Source organism: Flavobacterium cryoconiti (assembly GCF_048158645.1).
Lineage (GTDB): Bacteria > Bacteroidota > Bacteroidia > Flavobacteriales > Flavobacteriaceae > Flavobacterium > Flavobacterium cryoconiti.
Genome location: NZ_JBLNKW010000003.1, coordinates 374,014 through 391,051 on the forward strand (window position 1 = coordinate 374,014; position 17,038 = coordinate 391,051).

General features: G+C 32.1%; 19 protein-coding genes. 15 read left to right on the forward strand and 4 right to left on the reverse strand.

Translation table 11 applies throughout. The annotated features are described in order from the left end of the window. Positions 1 to 64: 64 nt before the first annotated feature. Entirely contained in the window at positions 65 to 1,594 is a 1,530-nt protein-coding gene (guaA, locus tag ACM55H_RS06815) for a glutamine-hydrolyzing GMP synthase (protein WP_035670833.1), read from the reverse strand. 218 nt (positions 1,595 to 1,812) lie between these two features. On the opposite strand from guaA, the gene ACM55H_RS06820 reads away from it, so the two are divergent. After that, complete coding sequence (locus ACM55H_RS06820) at positions 1,813 to 2,340, forward strand: hypothetical protein (protein WP_416835804.1); 528 nt, start codon at positions 1,813 to 1,815, stop codon at positions 2,338 to 2,340. 25 nt (positions 2,341 to 2,365) lie between these two features. Here ACM55H_RS06820 and ACM55H_RS06825 read toward each other — a convergent pair whose 3' ends face one another. Both ACM55H_RS06825 and ACM55H_RS06830 read right to left on the reverse strand, forming a co-directional pair. Beyond that, complete coding sequence (locus tag ACM55H_RS06825; protein WP_416835805.1) at positions 2,366 to 3,061, reverse strand: hypothetical protein; 696 nt, start codon at positions 3,059 to 3,061, stop codon at positions 2,366 to 2,368. Between the two features lie 119 nt (positions 3,062 to 3,180). Next, positions 3,181 to 3,786 (reverse strand): hypothetical protein, encoded by a 606-nt coding sequence (locus ACM55H_RS06830; RefSeq protein ID WP_416835806.1) that lies wholly within the window; start codon positions 3,784 to 3,786, stop codon positions 3,181 to 3,183. 281 nt (positions 3,787 to 4,067) lie between these two features. On the opposite strand from ACM55H_RS06830, the gene ACM55H_RS06835 reads away from it, so the two are divergent. From ACM55H_RS06835 to ACM55H_RS06860, 6 genes are all read left to right on the forward strand, one after another. Next, positions 4,068 to 4,478 (forward strand): RidA family protein, encoded by a 411-nt coding sequence (locus ACM55H_RS06835; protein ID WP_416835807.1) that lies wholly within the window; start codon positions 4,068 to 4,070, stop codon positions 4,476 to 4,478. 31 nt (positions 4,479 to 4,509) lie between these two features. Continuing rightward, positions 4,510 to 5,766, forward strand: coding sequence for a voltage-gated chloride channel family protein (locus ACM55H_RS06840; protein WP_416835808.1), 1,257 nt, complete (start codon positions 4,510 to 4,512; stop codon positions 5,764 to 5,766). Between the two features lie 69 nt (positions 5,767 to 5,835). Continuing rightward, positions 5,836 to 6,840, forward strand: a complete 1,005-nt coding sequence (locus ACM55H_RS06845; protein ID WP_416835809.1) for a DHH family phosphoesterase — start codon at positions 5,836 to 5,838, stop codon at positions 6,838 to 6,840. A 3-nt stretch (positions 6,841 to 6,843) separates the two neighbouring features. Further along, a complete protein-coding gene (gene gldI, locus ACM55H_RS06850; RefSeq protein WP_416835810.1) occupies positions 6,844 to 7,491 on the forward strand; it encodes a gliding motility-associated peptidyl-prolyl isomerase GldI in 648 nt (215 codons plus the stop codon). A gap of 8 nt (positions 7,492 to 7,499) precedes the next feature. After that, a complete protein-coding gene (locus ACM55H_RS06855) occupies positions 7,500 to 8,615 on the forward strand; it encodes a peptidylprolyl isomerase (protein WP_416835811.1) in 1,116 nt (371 codons plus the stop codon). Positions 8,616 to 8,646: 31 nt separating this feature from the next. Then, the gene (locus ACM55H_RS06860) at positions 8,647 to 9,861 is read left to right on the forward strand and encodes a peptidylprolyl isomerase (RefSeq protein WP_416835812.1); all 1,215 of its coding nucleotides are present in this window, start codon (positions 8,647 to 8,649) and stop codon (positions 9,859 to 9,861) included. A 177-nt stretch (positions 9,862 to 10,038) separates the two neighbouring features. Here ACM55H_RS06860 and ACM55H_RS06865 read toward each other — a convergent pair whose 3' ends face one another. Beyond that, complete coding sequence (locus ACM55H_RS06865; RefSeq protein WP_416835813.1) at positions 10,039 to 10,479, reverse strand: hypothetical protein; 441 nt, start codon at positions 10,477 to 10,479, stop codon at positions 10,039 to 10,041. Between the two features lie 412 nt (positions 10,480 to 10,891). Here ACM55H_RS06865 and xerA point away from each other — a divergent pair, with 412 nt between their 5' ends. From xerA to ACM55H_RS06905, 8 genes are all read left to right on the forward strand, one after another. Then, positions 10,892 to 11,935 (forward strand): site-specific tyrosine recombinase/integron integrase, encoded by a 1,044-nt coding sequence (gene xerA / locus ACM55H_RS06870; RefSeq protein ID WP_416835814.1) that lies wholly within the window; start codon positions 10,892 to 10,894, stop codon positions 11,933 to 11,935. Positions 11,936 to 12,069: 134 nt separating this feature from the next. Next, entirely contained in the window at positions 12,070 to 12,456 is a 387-nt protein-coding gene (locus ACM55H_RS06875) for a hypothetical protein (protein ID WP_416835815.1), read from the forward strand. Beyond that, positions 12,453 to 12,842, forward strand: coding sequence for a hypothetical protein (locus tag ACM55H_RS06880; protein WP_416835816.1), 390 nt, complete (start codon positions 12,453 to 12,455; stop codon positions 12,840 to 12,842). Before ACM55H_RS06875 ends, ACM55H_RS06880 begins: the two co-directional genes overlap by 4 nt. 255 nt (positions 12,843 to 13,097) lie before the next feature. Beyond that, positions 13,098 to 14,096: an SH3 domain-containing protein gene (locus ACM55H_RS06885; protein ID WP_416835817.1), complete on the forward strand. Its 999-nt coding sequence runs from the start codon at positions 13,098 to 13,100 to the stop codon at positions 14,094 to 14,096. Positions 14,097 to 14,103: 7 nt separating this feature from the next. Continuing rightward, positions 14,104 to 14,331, forward strand: a complete 228-nt coding sequence (locus ACM55H_RS06890; protein ID WP_416835818.1) for a hypothetical protein — start codon at positions 14,104 to 14,106, stop codon at positions 14,329 to 14,331. Beyond that, positions 14,331 to 14,837, forward strand: coding sequence for an SH3 domain-containing protein (locus ACM55H_RS06895; protein WP_416835819.1), 507 nt, complete (start codon positions 14,331 to 14,333; stop codon positions 14,835 to 14,837). Before ACM55H_RS06890 ends, ACM55H_RS06895 begins: the two co-directional genes overlap by 1 nt. A 2-nt stretch (positions 14,838 to 14,839) precedes the next feature. Continuing rightward, positions 14,840 to 15,181 carry a hypothetical protein gene (locus ACM55H_RS06900; RefSeq protein WP_416835820.1) on the forward strand — a complete coding sequence of 114 codons (342 nt, stop codon included), beginning with the start codon at positions 14,840 to 14,842 and terminating at the stop codon, positions 15,179 to 15,181. Between the two features lie 64 nt (positions 15,182 to 15,245). Next, a complete protein-coding gene (locus ACM55H_RS06905; RefSeq protein WP_416835821.1) occupies positions 15,246 to 16,904 on the forward strand; it encodes a DUF262 domain-containing protein in 1,659 nt (552 codons plus the stop codon). Positions 16,905 to 17,038 lie beyond the last annotated feature (134 nt).

Here is a 17,038-nt window from a genome sequence, read left to right on the forward strand (position 1 = left end):
ATACCGTTTATATAAAGAACATTAAAAATAATGATGTTCAAAGAAGAAATTAGCAGGGATTATATTATTCCCACTCAATAGTTGCTGGCGGTTTTGAACTAATATCATACACCACTCTATTTACGCCTTTTACTTTATTAATAATATCATTAGATATTTTCATTAAGAAATCATATGGTAAATGTACCCAATCCGCAGTCATACCATCCGTAGATTCAACGGCACGTAATGCAATTACTTTTTCATAAGTACGCTCATCACCCATTACACCTACACTATTTACAGGAAGTAAAATAGCTCCGGCTTGCCAAACTTTATCATACAATCCCCAAGATTTCAATCCTTCGATAAAAACAGAATCTACTTCTTGTAAAATTCTAACTTTCTCAGGCGTAATATCTCCTAAAATTCTAATTGACAATCCTGGTCCTGGGAAAGGATGTCTTCCTAATAATTCTGGGTCAATTCCTAATGAAGCTCCTACTCTGCGTACTTCATCTTTGAAAAGCATACGAAGCGGCTCCACAATTTTCAATTTCATGTAATCTGGCAAACCACCTACATTATGGTGTGATTTAATAGTAGCCGAAGGTCCTTTTACTGAAACTGATTCAATAACATCAGGATAAATTGTTCCTTGGGCTAACCATTTTACATCTTCAATAAGGTGCGATTCATCATCAAAAACTTCGATAAATACACGTCCAATAATTTTACGTTTGGTTTCAGGGTCACTTACACCTGCTAATTCAGACAAGAAACGATCTCCAGAATCAACTCCTTTTACATTCAAACCCATTCCTTTGTATTGATCCAATACATTTTGGAATTCGTTTTTACGAAGCAAGCCATTATTTACAAAAATACAATATAGATTTTTCCCAATAGCTTGGTGCAATAAAACTGCCGCTACCGTAGAATCTACTCCTCCTGAAAGACCAAGAACTACTTTGTCGTCTTGTAATTTCTCTTTTAACTCTGCTACCATTTCGCTAACAAAAGCATTTGGTGTAAAATTCTGAGGAACTTCTGCTATCTTAACTAAAAAGTTTTCCAGCATTTTTGATCCATCCGTAGAGTGAAAAACCTCTGGATGGTATTGAATAGCGTATGTTGTTTCACCTTCAATTTTATAAGCCGCAAATTCTACATCGTGAGTACTTGCCAATTTCACCCCGTTTGTTGGTAAAGCTTTAATACTATCGCTATGACTCATCCAAACCTGGCTATTTTCAGAAACTCCTTCAAAGAAAATTTCATTCTCTTTTATATAAGACAAGTTGGCTCTACCATATTCTCTAGTGTTTGAAGCAGCAACTTCACCACCACTAAAATGGGATAAATATTGCGCACCATAACAAACGGCCAGCATAGGAAGTTTTCCTCTAATTTGAGATAAATCAGGATGTGGCGCATCTTCTCCTCTAACAGAAAAAGGGCTACCTCCAAGAATTACTGCTTTATAAGATGATAAATCACTCGGGAAATGATTGTAAGGGAAGATTTCGCAGAATATATTTAATTCGCGAACTCTACGCGCAATAAGTTGAGTATATTGCGATCCGAAATCTAAAATAAGTACGTTGTGTTGCATGCGCAAAAATACTTTTTATATTTTGAATTGAAAAATTGAATTTTGAAAAATATTTTTTTTTTTTCAATAGGCTATTTATTTATGCTTCAGAAAACGTCTTTTTTTGACAAAACGAATGATTTTTAAAATAAAAACAAAGAATCATTTAAGTACACATGAAATATACGGTACCATTTTGAGTTAACCTTATATAATGAATACATAAAAATTAAAAAACAATGAAAATTAAAACATACGCAATACTTTCACTTTTCGCTCTTTTTATAGTTTCCTGTAGTGTTGTCGATAAATTATTGACTTTTACAGTATCTAACGAAACTAGCTTTAAAATAGCCAGTGGATTTCCTCTTAACCTCGCCACTGAAATAATCACACCAGATGTCACTACGAATTCAAGTGCTGAGTTTCAAAATAACAATACAAAAGCTGATTTAGTAAAAGATGTAAAATTGACTGAATTAAAATTGACGATAACTGACCCAACGGACAAAACATTTAGTTTCTTAAAATCAATTCATTTGTACATTTCAACAGATACTAATGATGAAATCGAATTAGCGTATTTAGATGATATTAATTCCACCGTAAATACTTTAAATCTAATTTGTACTTCACAAAAATTAGACAAATACATTAAAGCTTCTTCTTACAAAATAAGAGCAAAAGCGGTTATCAAAGAATCCGTAACAAAAGATATTACTGTAAAATCTGAAATGAAATTTAAAGTTACTGCTGATCCGTTTTAACAAATCAGCAGTTTTCAATTACGCTTTATTCTTTAATAATTACAAACTTCCCTTTTACTCCTGCATCCCAATTTTCCCAATAATCAGACTTAACAAGTTGTCCTTTGTCATCATAAATTTGAAATTCCGCAGTATTTCCGCCTAAAGCGCCTCTATTTAAAGCTTCTATTTCGAATGTATTTATTCCTTCTATAAGAAATATTTTAAATTCTTGATAATTCGCTTTCATCAATAATCGTTCTTGAACGACAGCTGCATTCATAGTAGCTTTGGCTAAATCCCCATCAATCTGCCCAAAATCCCGATATTTAATTAAAAAGAATTTCGATTTTGTTCTAATCTCACCAAAATTGACATCAATTTTAACTAAAAGTCTTGAATCTTCTTTTAAACCCTCTTTGACCAATGTTTTCCCTAAATCCTTTTCCATTTTATCCATATAAACATCTCCTGGATTAGCAAAATCGTTTTTTGGAGTCATGTTTATAGTACTTGCTTCCCCAATTTTTAATACTGAACTAGGGGTTTTAATTTCAGGGCTTTTAAAAACATTTGGAGTGTAAGTTGGTGGTATATCCGTTTCAGGAGGGATTGTTTTTTTAAACTTCGGACTTTTATTTATAGGTGGAATTGCTTTAAACTTTTTACTAAATTCAACCTGACTATAGCTTTTTGAAGAAATACCAATACTGATTATTATAAAAAAAAGAATCTGTTTCATATAAAGTGAATATTGATAAATCAATATTTATTAAAAATTTAAAACTAAAAACATAGTGCAAACAACAAAAATAGTATAAATTAATTTTATTTATTTATCGAATTAAAAAAAGAACATTCCTATTCTTTCATTAATATTAAAGTTGCTTTAAAATCTACCCCAAGATTCCATTGGCTAGAAGAAATAATTTTTCCTTTATCATCATACACTTCAAATTCTGCTGTGTTAGGAGGTGCAAAACCTTCGTTCAACGCCTCAAAATCAATCTTATTAATCCCTTTTTCTAATTTTATCTCGAAACCTTTAAAATCGCCATCCAAAACAACCTCGTAAGCTATTACCTTATCATTTAAATATACTCTAATCTTATCCCCATCAACATAAGCAGCATCGCGATATCTTACTTTAGCAGTAAGAGAACCCGTTTTAAAAGTTCCTAAATTTTGATTTTTCTTATAAGTAACAACCTCTAAATTTTCTGCTTTTTTAGTAATTTTCTCAGGATTCACAAAATTGACTTTTGGAATATCAAGAGGGACATCTAGTTTTTTTATCACTTTTGGACTTGCAATTTTTGGCAACTCTGCTTTTGGCGGAATTACTTTTTTTATTTTCGGTTTTATATTTTTAGGCGGAATTGCTTTAAATTTAGAGCTAAATTCATTCTGTGCATATCCACTTAGGGACATACCTATAACAATAATTAAAAATAGAATTCTTTTCATAACTTTTTAGATTAACTTGTAGGTGCTTGTATTTTTTTTAAAATAAAAAACCAAACGTAACTGAACACAAAATGGTGTAATTTCACTTTCTTTAATAACATTCAATTTCCAATTTTATTACATTTTAAATCATAAGATTTTCTAAAATTGATTTCTCGAAATTGAACTTTTTAATTAAAAATCAGTGTTTTTTATTTCTCATTTTTTTTCTAAATTGCAAAAAATATACCAAAATTTAAATTAGGTTCTAATATTTTAAAAATCAGTTAAAAACAAACAAAATGAAAAGAGAAAACATATTGACAGGCTCACCATGGGAAGATAAAATGGGATATTGTCGTGCGGTACGTATTGGAAACATCATTGAAGTATCAGGAACAGTAGCTATAATAGACGGTGAAAAAGTAAAAGCTGACGATGCGCATGCACAAACTCTTAATATTTTAGAGCGTGTGGAAAAAGTGCTGGAAGACCTGAATGTAAGTATGAAAGATGTCATTCGTACCCGAATTTTCACTACTGACGTTGCTACATTTGAAGCGGTTGCTACGGCTCACGCCAAATTTTTTAAAGACATAAAACCGACAACTGGTTTTTACGGGATCAATCAATTAGTTGCTCCCGAATATTTGGTAGAAATCGAATTTACAGCAATAGCTCCTGAAAAACCTTTAGTTCAGGAAGGATTGTAATACTTTAGCCAAAAAATCTGATCGTTCTATAATGAATTTAGAAAACGCTAAAAAAATAATGCTTGTCACAGTCAAATGGTTTTTCATTTGTGCTTTGACAGGCATTTTTTCTGGATCAGCTTCAGCATTTTTTTTAGTTGCACTGGAATGGGTTACACACTATAGAGAACAAAATAACTGGCTTATTTGGTTTTTGCCAATAGGCGGTCTCATCATAGGATTGTGTTACCATTATTACGGAAAGTCAGTAGTTAAAGGCAATAATTTATTACTGGAAGAATACGAAAACCCCCAGAAAACAATTCCTTTAAAAATGGCGCCTTTAGTACTCATCGGCACCTTAATAACGCATCTTTTTGGAGGTTCTGCAGGTCGAGAAGGCACAGCTGTACAAATGGGAGGCGCAATTTCAGATCAATTCACTAAACTTTTTAAACTTGACAATTCGGATAGAAAGACACTAATCATTCTGGGAATCAGTGCAGGTTTTGCATCGGTTTTTGGAACACCTTTGGCCGGAACACTTTTTGCTTTAGAAGTTTTATATTTCAGTAAAATCAGTTTCAAAAGCATTCCGTTGTCTTTTATAACCGCTTACGTTGCTTATTTCACGGTTGAATTCTGGGAAGTAAAACATACGCATTATAGTATTCCCACTATTCCTGAAATGAATTTAACCAACTTACTTTGGGTAATTCTTGCGAGCCTATTATTTGGTTTGGCCTCCATGTTATTTTCCCGGAGCACTCATTTTTGGGGCGAATTATTTTCGAAAACTATATCCTTTCCTCCACTTCGCCCTTTTATAGGGGGAATAATCCTTGCTTTGGCAATTTATCTTATTGGAACCACAAAATACATCGGTTTAGGAGTTCCTATGATTGTTGATGCATTTTCGAATCCAAATGCTTCCTACGATTTTCTGCTAAAAATACTATTCACCGGATTTACGCTGGGCGCAGGATTCAAAGGTGGTGAAGTAACACCGTTATTTTTTGTGGGTGCCACACTAGGAAGTGCTTTATCGCTTCTAATCCCTTTGCCAATCGCAATTTTAGCAGGAATGGGATTTGTTGCTGTTTTTTCGGGAGCAACCCACACTCCTATTGCCTGTACAGTTATGGGAATGGAACTTTTTGGGATAGAAAGTGGTGTTTTCATTGGTATTGCTTGCATTATCGCTTACTTTAGTTCCGGTTCTGTTGGGATTTACAAAGCTCAAATTGTAAAAGGTGCAAAATACCATTTGTACCAAAAAGTAAAAAGAAAAGACATGGAACTTCTGTAACATTGTAAAAGTTTGTTAATTATATAAATGATTTCAACATTACATTAAAAAAATGTAATTTCGCACACTATGAAAATACAAGACATTCAAGCGATACAGTTGTTATTATCAACTCCAAAAAAAATTGCCATAATTCCACACCGAGGTCCTGATGGAGACGCTATGGGCTCTACTTTAGGATTATATCATTTTTTATTAAAAAACAACCACCATCCAGTTGTGATTTCACCAAATGAATTCCCTGATTTTTTAGCTTGGATGCCCGGATCAGAAACGGTCAAGATATACGAAAAAGACAAAGAAAACTGCACCAAAATATTGGAAGATGCAGAAGTAATTTTCACATTAGATTTTAATGCTTTGCACCGTACAGGTGAAATGGAAACTGTTTTAGCTACGCTGAAAGCACCATTTATAATGATTGATCATCATCAGAAACCGGATGATTACGCTACATTTACCTATTCAGATACTTCGTTTGGGTCTACTTGCGAAATGCTTTACAACTTCATTTGTTTCCTTGGAAAAAAAGAAGACATCGACAAACCTATCGGGACTTGCATTTACACTGGAATTCTAACGGATTCAGGTTCTTTTCGTTTTCCAAAAACAACTGGAGATACCCACAGAATTGTTGCTGAATTAATTGATTTAGGTGTAGAAAATACGGAGATTCCAACCCTATTATTTGATAACAGCTCCTATGGGCGTTTACAGCTACTGGGAAGAGCGCTTCAAAACATGAAAGTGATTACGGAACATAAAACCGCTTACACGACACTTACACAGGACGAGTTAAACTCTTTTGATTATGTAAAAGGAGATACGGAAGGCATTGTAAATTATGGATTAAGCATTAAAGGAATTCTTTTTACCGCTATTTTCATCGAAAATAAAGAAGAAAAAATAATCAAGATTTCGTTCCGTTCGCAAGGTGATTTTGATGTCAATCAATTTGCGAGAGACCATTTCCATGGTGGTGGACATCGCAATGCTGCTGGTGGAAAATCAGAAGTATCGATGCAAGAAACCATAAAGAAATTTGAAAATTTAGTAACAAAACTAACCATATAATACATGAAAAACAGCAAGTTAATCGTCATTGCATTCTTTTTGTTCGTATTAGTTTCAAGTTGTAAGCAACATCAGGAAGCCCGCAGACCTATTTCTCAAACTTCGGGAACCTTCATGAAGAAATCCATTGCGCGAAATAAAAAATTAATTGCCGGCGAGGAAGGACAAATCGATGCTGTTATCAGAAGAAATTCTAATGTAAAATTCATTGCTTCGACCAAAGGATATTGGTATTCTTATTCGCTAAAAAATGAAAAAGATACGCTAACGCCTAAAAAAGGGGATGTGGCATTCTTTGATTACGAAATAAAAGATTTGAAGGGCAATATCATTTATTCCGAAATCGAATTAAGACCACAAGTATATTATGTTGACAAACAAAATATCATGATGGGATTGAGAGACGGTATCAAATTGATGCACAAAAAAGAAAAAGTAAACTTCCTTTTCAACTCACATATGGGCTACGGTTATCATGGCGACAACAAAAAAATAGGTGCTAATCAGCCTTTACTTTGCATCGTGACTTTACGTGATTTTATGCCGGAAGCTACGTATAAAAAGCAGAATCAAGTACAACCCACAACGCCTCCGGTTGTTAAACAGGAAGTTGCCACAGAAACCAAATCAAAAGATACTATAACACAATAAATTTAGAAATGAAAAAAAGCTTCCTATTCGTATTACTGGTACTAACCACATTGTATTCTTGCAAAGAAGAACACAACAGTCTTCCTGATGGTTTATATGCTAAAATTGAAACCAATAAAGGTGAAATTATAGTACAATTAAATTTTGAAAAAGCACCAATAACAGTAGCCAATTATGTGACTTTGGCCGAAGGAAAAAACGAATTTGTTACCAATGAAAACCTTAAAAACAGACCTTTTTTCGACGGTTTAAAATTTCACAGAGTAATTAAAGAATTTATGATACAAACGGGAGATCCATTAGGAACTGGATCTGGAGATACCGGTTATAAATTCAAAGACGAGTTTACGGACTTAAAATTTGATAAAGGCGGTGTTTTGGCTATGGCCAATAACGGTCCGGCAACTAACAGCAGCCAGTTTTTCATTACGCACCTTGCGACACCTTGGCTAGATGGCAAACACACTATTTTTGGTCATGTAGTAGAAAAAGGTATGGATGTCGTGAACAAGATTGAGCAAAACGACTTCATTAACAAAGTGACAATCATCCGAAATGGTGAAGCAGCCAAAAAATTTGATGCTGTAAAAATATTTAATGATTATTTCTCTGTAGAATCTCAAAATCAAAAGAAAAAAGCAGCTCTTGATGCTGAAAACAAAAGAATATACGACGAGAAATACAAAGCAGTTAGAGACCAAAAAGTTGCTTATTTTGCAGCTTTAAAAACCAAAGCAACAAAAACACCAACTGGATTGCAATATGTAATCACTAAAAAAAGCGGTGGCAAAAAACCCGCTAACGGTGCTACAATTTATATTCATTATGCCGGTTTTCTGGAAGACGGTGAACTTTTTGACGCAAGTGTAGAAAGTGATGCTAAAACTTTTGGGAAATATGATGAAAACAGAGCCGCTCAAAACGGTTACCAACCCATTCCTTTTCAAGCAGGAAAAAAAGATGGCATGATTCCTGGTTTCATTGAAGGATTGGAGAATTTATCTTTTGGTGACAAAGCAGTACTCTTCATTCCGTCAAAATTGGCATATGGACCAGCTGGAGCAGGAGGAGTAATTCCGCCAAATGCCAATATTATTTTTGAAATTGAATTAATGAAACAATAACTAAAAACGTCAGACCTTAAATTATTACCCGATGAAATTTAAAATTCTAATTTTATTATTCTTAGGAATGTTAACTGTACATTCTCAAACTAAGAAACCAGTTTCTACCAAAAAGCCCGTAACTGCAGTCAAAACAGTTGTAAAAGCTCCAGTAGCTATCGAGGGGATTTTCGCGACCATTTCTACCACCAAAGGAGATATTACCGTTCAGCTGGAATACCAAAAAACGCCGGTAACGGTAGCTAACTTCATCGCACTTTCCGAAGGAAAAAATACTTTTGTGGCGGATGAAAAACTAAAAGGAAAACCATTTTTTGATGGTTTGAAATTCCACCGTGTTATCAAAGATTTCATGATTCAAGGTGGTGATCCATCCGGAAACGGTTCTGGTGGTCCGGGATATGCATTCAAAGATGAGTTTACCGATTTGAAATTTGATAAAGGCGGCATTTTAGCTATGGCCAATTCAGGTCCAACCACTAATGGAAGCCAATTCTTTATCACGCACAAAGACACGCCTTGGTTAAACGGAAAACATACTATTTTTGGACATGTAACACAAGGAATGAATGTTGTAAACTTGATTGCTCAAGATGATGTTATAACAAAAATTACCATTACCAGAAAAGGAGCTTTGGCAAAACAATTTGACGCCCCAAAAGTATTCACAGACTATTATGGCAACAAAGCCGAAGACGCTAAGAAACAAGCTTTAATTGATGCCGAAAACCAAAAAAAGCAAGCAGCTATTCAAGCAGAAGAGAAAAAAGCGTATTTTGAAAAATACGGTAGCGTTATCACTGCAAAAGCTGATTATTTAAAAACAGCAAAAGCGACAGCTACAACTACAGCTTCAAGTTTAGCCTATAAAATAGTTCAAAAAGGAAGCGGTGTAAAACCAGCTGACGGAACAACTTTCTATTTTCATTATGCCGGTTATTTTGAGGACGGAACCTTATTTGACAGCAGTTATGAAGACGTTTGCAAAGTCTACGGAAAATACGATGCAAACAGAGCCGCACAAAACGGATACCAAGCCTTCCCTATTGAAGCGGGTAAAAATGAAGGAATGATTCCTGGATTTTTAGAAGCATTAAAACTATTGTCATATGGAGACAAAGCAGTGATTTTCATCCCATCAAACTTGGCGTATGGACAAAGAGGTGCTGGTGGTGTTATTCCTCCCAATACGAATCTTGTTTTCGAATTGGAAATGTTTGAAAAACAACCGGCTCCAAAACAGTAAATTTAAAAAGCATAAAATAAACAAACCCGACACGTTTTAATAACCTGTCGGTTTTTTTATGCAATACTATTTTAAAATTTTAAGTCTTAACCTTCTATGTTTTAAACCATATAAGGAATAAGTCTGTTTAAGTTTTTAACATCCGAAACAGCTGCTGCACGTTATAATCTTAGCCTATTATTTCTTTCCGAATTTCCAGTCAAATTGATCTTTTTGATTGATAATTGCACCAATCTCAAATTTCACAACCTCATCAAATTCCGTTTGAAAGATAATCCAGTTTTCCTCATTAAAATAGTTTTCAAACGTATCGAATTCTTCCTGAGTGAATTTTGTTATTCCTTTGGCAGCCAAATCTTTTTTGACATCACTGATTTTTCTGTTGATCACTTTATTCCCAAACAAGTCCAGTTCCGGACTCGAAGCCACGATATAACCTAATTTAAAATCTTCCTCGACATAGAAAGTCAAACGCATTTTAAGTTTATTGTAGGCAAAAATCACATTATCATCTTCGTCCTTGTAATTCCTGTCAGGTTTACCGTAAATAGCAGTAACATCATTTTGTTTCATTCCGAAAATGAGCTTGTCAATTCCGTTTTTTGGATTTATTTTCATACGTAGTTTATATTTGTTTTTTAAAGGACTCGAGCGATAGCGAACAGGCGAAGCAATATGTAATTTGCATAACCATTCAGTGTTTATTTCAAACTTGCGTTAGGCTCATTTCATGTTCTATTATTTGACCGCAAAGTTCGCAAAGTTTTTCGCAAAGTCCACTACCTTTTTTATTTAAAAATTAGTGGTACTAAAACTCAAATCAGCCTTCCAAAATTCACAATTTTGGGCGTGACCCGCTGAAAAATCGGGTCGGGCTATCCGTTTCAATATTTTATTCCGCTACGCTTCATAAAAGGATTTCCACTTTTATCCCTCACGCAAAAAAGCCTCAGTACCATAAGAACCTTTCGCTTAACAAAACAATATTTGTAAAAAAATTAGTATCTTTCAATCACAAAACCAACACAATATGACTTGGGCAGCAAAACTGATAAAACACAACAACGAAAACAGAATCGCTGTTTATTTTGAAAAAGATGTTGACTTAATTGCACGAATCAAACAAGTGGATGGCGCTCGATGGAGCCAACAAAAAACCGTTTGGCACATTCCGGATACAATTGAAAACAGAGTACGCTTTAAAATAGCCCCCCTAGCAAATTCTCTCCCTTCACTCGAGGGAATTGAACACATTACAAAATTCATACAATGGCTATCGTCAAAAAGATATAGTCCCAGCACCATAAAAACCTATAGCGAAGCGCTGAAATCATTTTTAATATTTTACCATGAAAAGCAAATTGCGGAAATTACAAACGAGGATGTGATTATTTACAATAACGAATTTATTCTAAAAAACAATTTATCGGCATCGTATCAAAATCAAATCGTTAATGCCCTAAAACTATTTTTCAAAACAATACAAGATAAACAAATAATTATTGATACCATACATCGCCCTAAACGCGGGAAAGTATTACCTAATGTACTGAGCAAAGAAGAAATAAAATTGATTCTTACCGTTTTAACAAATACAAAACATAAAACAATGTTGAGTTTAATTTATGCTTGCGGATTAAGGCGAAGCGAACTTTTACAACTCACTTTTGAGGATATTCAAGCAGACAGAAAACTTCTTGTCATCAAACAATCAAAAGGAAAAAAAGACAGAATAGTGCCTATAAGCGATAAAATAATTGAAATGCTTAGAGACTATTACAAGGAATATCGTCCAAAGAAATGGCTGTTTGAAGGACAACGAGAAAATACAAAATATTCTGACAGAAGTTTAGAAGAAGTATTAAAAAAAAGCATTAGATTAGCTCAAATAAATAAGCCCGTAAGTTTGCATTGGTTGCGCCATAGTTATGCCACGCATTTATTGGAAAGCGGAACCGATTTGAGATACATTCAGGAACTTTTGGGACATAGCAGTAGTAAAACTACCGAAATATATACCCATGTAAGTACCAAAAGCATACAAAATATCAAATCTCCATTTGATGATTTATAAAAAAATAATACGCAACCCAAGTTGAGTATATACAATCAAAAAAGAGAGATATACTCATCTTTTTGCACAAAACCTGAGTATATAAACAAGTTGGTGGCAATTTTGCCAGAAAATAACGTAAAAAAGAAGAACTTATGGGGTTTTTTAGTAAAGGAATAGAATTTAATAAAATGGCTAAATCATTAAATGGTCTTTATTCAATGATTGATGAAATTAGACAGAAAAAAGATTTCGAAGATGTCACGTCAGATTTATTTCTTGCTTCATATCTTATGAAAATTGAAGTTTTTAACAGGATTGATATTTATAAATGGACATTGAAAACACCAATTTATGCACCTATGATTCCAGGCGTAAGTAAAAATTTAGAATATGCTTTACACCAAACTTTTGGCAGAATAATGGAAATAGGAAATGAACTTGGCTATCAAAAAGAAATAGACGAAATATTTTCAGAAGGAGAACTTTTTACAGAAATTCAAAATAATATTCCTAACAACGTAAAAAATTTATTAAAATGACTTGGATAATAGTATTAGTAATAATTGGAATTGTAATATATTTTTTCTTAAGAGACCGCGATAAGATGCTTGAAAATCAAGTTGACAACTTTGGCGGAATGAAAAATAAATACTCACTTTTAATAGAATGGTTAACGAGTGACCCAAAAGCTCGTGTTACAAAAATGACAAGAGACCATATTGAAATTAGTTGTATTTATCCATCTAGTGTAACCAAATTTTTAATAACAGAAAATTTTAGTTCTGTAGAAATAGATTGGATTTCAAATCTTGGTGTTATGGGTAATCATAAATTAAATTGGAACTTTCCAAACAACACAAACCAAGAACAAATAATTGAAAAAATCGGAACAGATTTACAAAATTACGAAAACAGAATATTCTAATAAAAACTGCCACCAACAGCCACTACAACGGATTTGGGCATTGGGTTTAATGGAAAGATGGTTTTGTATTTGGATGATTTGGCAAATCCGAAAATAGGGCTTAATTTAGTCCCAAACCCGCTGTAGTGCCAAGACGTTACCTGCTATGTTAAAAGAACGAAAGTGCTAAAAACAACGACACAGTTTGGCGTATAGACATTTTAGCTTTGCAGAAAACAAACAATCAGAAAATAAAAATTAAATATTATTTTAACAATGAAGAAAATTTACTTCTACCTATTTCTACTTTGCAGTATCAATTTTTACGGTAATGACACAATAACCGCAGTTTCAATTAAGAACATTAATTTAAGAGAAAATGCAACAACTGATTCAAAAATAATAACCGAAATTAAACCTGATGACACGATAACAATTACTGAAACAGAAAATGGTTGGAGTAAAGCAATTTACAAAGATTCATTGAATGGTTTTGTAAAAAGTGAATATGTAAAAGAAATTACAAGTAAAAAAGAAACTTTAAAACTGCTCGTATTAAAAAAACTTTTTAAAAGTTATTTTTTGTCAGCTTTACTTTTTATTTCTGCATTATGTTTTGGGTTTCTTTATTTACTAAAAAGCAAATTGGTTCAATTAGATATTATAGGTAATTTTTCATTAGTTATAAAATCCTTTCTAATAGGTTTCATTTTCACAATAATTGGAACTTTATACTATTTCTATGATTTATTTTCGTTTTTTAAAATCATTGGAGTTGGAATTTTATTAATAATCTTGTACTACAGAATATCTTCAATTTTTAAAATTGAAAAACTAATAAAAGATGACAAATTAATTTTAAATAACAACTCAAAAGAGAATCTTAAAAATATTTCAAAAGAAGTGTTAAGAGAGCAAATTACAAATGAGAATAGCAAATTAGCTGAAACTAAAAGTAATTTAGACAATGCAGTCAATAAAACAAATGAAATAAAAAGACAACAATTTAATTTAATAAAAGAAAAATTAATTGAATTATATGGTGCAGAAAATACAAATGAATTAGTAAATAATGAAAAACCTTTTGTGGGCTTACACAAAATTTTTCTTGATTACTTTATCGGAAATCCTGAAAAAATAAATGAAAGTTCTGATGCTGACAATAAATGGGAAACTTATTTTTATGATAAAATAAATAATCGCGGTAATGATGGCACATTTAGATTAAAAATAAATATTCAAAACGATTTAGTTACAAAATTTGAATTAAGATAATTAAGCAATGGGAAAAATACAAGAAATAGTAGATTTATTAGACCAACATATTGACGATATTGATTTTGCAAAATCAAATATTTCCAAAATTGAAAATGAAATTGTAAGAAAAGAGAATAACATTTGGAAAGCGTCTGAACTTGAAAAATCAATTAAAAAAAATGAGAGAAATATTTACCTTGAGTTTTTTTACTCGTCTTTAATAATTGCTTTAATTCTATATTTAATATTCTAATGAAATTAATAAAATCTAATTGGTTTTTATTGTTGTTTTTATCAACACAGTTGGCTATTTCACAAACTTATATTGTAAAACCTAAAACTTTAAATGTAAGAGCAGAAACAAACAAAGAGGCGAATGTAATTGCTAAAATGAATGAAAACGACACAATTAAAGCAATTTCAGTTGAAGGCGAATGGGTTAAAATTAATATTTCTGATAAACAAGGTTTTGTAAACAAAAATTATTTGGAAGAAATTAAACCAAATGAACCTCAAATAAAAAGTGGCTTCAAATATGGTTTCAGCAAAGCTTTTTCAACTTCCTTTATTATTACACTTATTTTATTATTGGGATATAGAAGTTTAAAAGGAAGAGTTAAAGATGGCAGACGTACTAAAGGTTATCGAGAATATGATATAACTTTTAAAGATTATATTGTAGATGGAATTTATGCACTAATAATCGCTTTATTTATTGCTTTAATTAGCGGAATAATTTCTTGGATAAAAACATTTTAAAAATGAATTTAATTAAATCTAAATCTTCTATATCAGCATTGTTTTTTAATGGTCAAATAGCTCATATAATAAATCCTTGGATTTTAACTGTAGATTATGAAAATGAAACCATAACAGTCGAAAAAAGAAATTGGTATTTCATTGGTATTAATAAAAACATTATCGCTTTCCGCTTTATTAGAAACATAAGAGTTGACGAACATCTTTTCGGTGCAAATATTAGCATAAAAGCAACAGGCGGTTGGGTTATGGCAAACTATATTTCAAAAAACGATGCTGATACTATTAAAAATTCTTTATTTGAATACAACAAAAACAGAAATAATCATATAATTTTTTCTTAAAAAAAAAATATAGCATTAAAGGTGGCTTCGCCACCTTTAATGCTATTACTAAAAACAAAATTGAATGGAAATCGAATCACAAATTGAAAACAAAACAGCAGAAAATATAAAATCACTTTTTGAAGCGTCTGAAAGTATTAGAATTCCAGCTTATCAAAGAGCATATAGTTGGGAAAGCAAACAATGCTCGCAATTTCTTGAAGACCTTTTAGAACAAAAAAGTAAACGATATTATTTAGGTCAATTTCTATTTGAAAAAGATGGCGAAACACTTTTCATTATTGATGGGCAACAACGCTTAACAACAACAATTTTATTTCTTTCTGCAATTGCAAAAATTCAAGAAAAACACGGAATAAATATTGACGGAATAAAAGAAACATATTTAACCGATATTTTCAGAACAATTGAAGACGACCAAATCATTTTCAAAAAAGTAAGCCAAAAGCATTTAGTTTCTGCAATTGACGATACTGAAACAATTTCTCAAAAAAGAATTATTGAAGCCTTTAATTTTTTTGAAACCGAATTAACAAAACTTGACAGCGACAGCTTGTATTTGGTTCAACAGACTTTAGAAAATGCAGTCATTAGTACTTTCTACATAACAAACAAAGTGGAAGCTACTCAAGTTTTTGAATACCAAAATAACCGAGGAAAAGAATTATCAAGATTTGAGGTTATCAAGGCTTATTTGATGCACCAAATTTATATACAAAGTACAAATGACGTTCAAGCAAATAATGATATTGCCGACATTCAAAGAGAAATTTCTCAAACGTATCGTCACATTGAAGCAGTTGAAAGTTATTTCACAGAAAGCGAACTTTTAGACAACTATTGCAATTTATTCTTTAACATAAACGGTAACATTGAAGCAATTAAAGAAAAACTAAACAAAGAAGAAAATAAAACCAAATGGATAAAATCATTCTTTGAAAATTTTGTAGAATTAACACATAGTGCGAAAAGCATTGTTAGTAATAAAAACATTTCTGAAATTACAAACTTGTTTTTTGTTGGCAACGAAGCAAATTGGAAATTGGTTTTACTTACATTATTCAACAAAGGAGAAGTTTCAGGCGATACGTTCAAGCGAATTTTAAAACTACTTGAAATTCTTTGTTTCAAATTAAAATTAGGCGACTATCGAACAGATTATTTACCACATTATGCTAAAAGGTATTTCAGCCCAACTGAAATTTACAATCTTGACAACTTATATCAAGACATAAAGAATGTAACGGAATCAGGTTTTAAATGGTATTGGAATGATGGCGACAGGTTCAAAAATATAATTATCAATTATTTTGATAATGAAAAGTGGCATTATAATCGTAATACAATACGCTTTGTATTATGGCAATATGAAAATCATTTAAGACAAATAAACCGTTCAGGTGCGTTGTTAGACAAAGAACTTTACAACAAATATACAATTGAACACATTAAACCGCAAAATCCAACTGATGAAGTATATAGCGAAGATTTTAAAAAGAATTTTCTACAGCTTGTAGGCAATTTGGCTTTATTAACACAAAGTCAAAACAGTAAGTTTGGCAATAAATCTTTTGAAAAGAAAAGTGAACTTTTCCAAGACACTGCTCTATCAAGCTATACAGAAATTAGAGAAAAAACTGTTTGGACTGAAATAGAAATAGCTGACAGACATCAACGAATTTCTGACTTTGCTAAAAAATATTTTGACACGACAAACTTATAACCTAAATAAACACAGCAGGTAACAGCCACTACAACGGATTTGGGCATTAGGCTTAATGTAAAAATGGTTTTGTACTTGGGGTGATTTAGCAAATCCGAAGAATGGGCTTAATTTAACCCCAAACCCGCTGTAGT

What these genes read in the sequence shown, in the direction of transcription:
- guaA (WP_035670833.1), bottom strand. Translation starts at nt 1,594, where the DNA reads ATGCAACACAACGTACTTATTTTAGATTTCGGATCGCAATATACTCAA.
- ACM55H_RS06820 (WP_416835804.1), top strand. Translation starts at nt 1,813, where the DNA reads ATGAAAATTAAAACATACGCAATACTTTCACTTTTCGCTCTTTTTATA.
- ACM55H_RS06825 (WP_416835805.1), bottom strand. Translation starts at nt 3,061, where the DNA reads ATGAAACAGATTCTTTTTTTTATAATAATCAGTATTGGTATTTCTTCA.
- ACM55H_RS06830 (WP_416835806.1), bottom strand. Translation starts at nt 3,786, where the DNA reads ATGAAAAGAATTCTATTTTTAATTATTGTTATAGGTATGTCCCTAAGT.
- ACM55H_RS06835 (WP_416835807.1), top strand. Translation starts at nt 4,068, where the DNA reads ATGAAAAGAGAAAACATATTGACAGGCTCACCATGGGAAGATAAAATG.
- ACM55H_RS06840 (WP_416835808.1), top strand. Translation starts at nt 4,510, where the DNA reads ATGAATTTAGAAAACGCTAAAAAAATAATGCTTGTCACAGTCAAATGG.
- ACM55H_RS06845 (WP_416835809.1), top strand. Translation starts at nt 5,836, where the DNA reads ATGAAAATACAAGACATTCAAGCGATACAGTTGTTATTATCAACTCCA.
- gldI (WP_416835810.1), top strand. Translation starts at nt 6,844, where the DNA reads ATGAAAAACAGCAAGTTAATCGTCATTGCATTCTTTTTGTTCGTATTA.
- ACM55H_RS06855 (WP_416835811.1), top strand. Translation starts at nt 7,500, where the DNA reads ATGAAAAAAAGCTTCCTATTCGTATTACTGGTACTAACCACATTGTAT.
- ACM55H_RS06860 (WP_416835812.1), top strand. Translation starts at nt 8,647, where the DNA reads ATGAAATTTAAAATTCTAATTTTATTATTCTTAGGAATGTTAACTGTA.
- ACM55H_RS06865 (WP_416835813.1), bottom strand. Translation starts at nt 10,479, where the DNA reads ATGAAAATAAATCCAAAAAACGGAATTGACAAGCTCATTTTCGGAATG.
- xerA (WP_416835814.1), top strand. Translation starts at nt 10,892, where the DNA reads ATGACTTGGGCAGCAAAACTGATAAAACACAACAACGAAAACAGAATC.
- ACM55H_RS06875 (WP_416835815.1), top strand. Translation starts at nt 12,070, where the DNA reads ATGGGGTTTTTTAGTAAAGGAATAGAATTTAATAAAATGGCTAAATCA.
- ACM55H_RS06880 (WP_416835816.1), top strand. Translation starts at nt 12,453, where the DNA reads ATGACTTGGATAATAGTATTAGTAATAATTGGAATTGTAATATATTTT.
- ACM55H_RS06885 (WP_416835817.1), top strand. Translation starts at nt 13,098, where the DNA reads ATGAAGAAAATTTACTTCTACCTATTTCTACTTTGCAGTATCAATTTT.
- ACM55H_RS06890 (WP_416835818.1), top strand. Translation starts at nt 14,104, where the DNA reads ATGGGAAAAATACAAGAAATAGTAGATTTATTAGACCAACATATTGAC.
- ACM55H_RS06895 (WP_416835819.1), top strand. Translation starts at nt 14,331, where the DNA reads ATGAAATTAATAAAATCTAATTGGTTTTTATTGTTGTTTTTATCAACA.
- ACM55H_RS06900 (WP_416835820.1), top strand. Translation starts at nt 14,840, where the DNA reads ATGAATTTAATTAAATCTAAATCTTCTATATCAGCATTGTTTTTTAAT.
- ACM55H_RS06905 (WP_416835821.1), top strand. Translation starts at nt 15,246, where the DNA reads ATGGAAATCGAATCACAAATTGAAAACAAAACAGCAGAAAATATAAAA.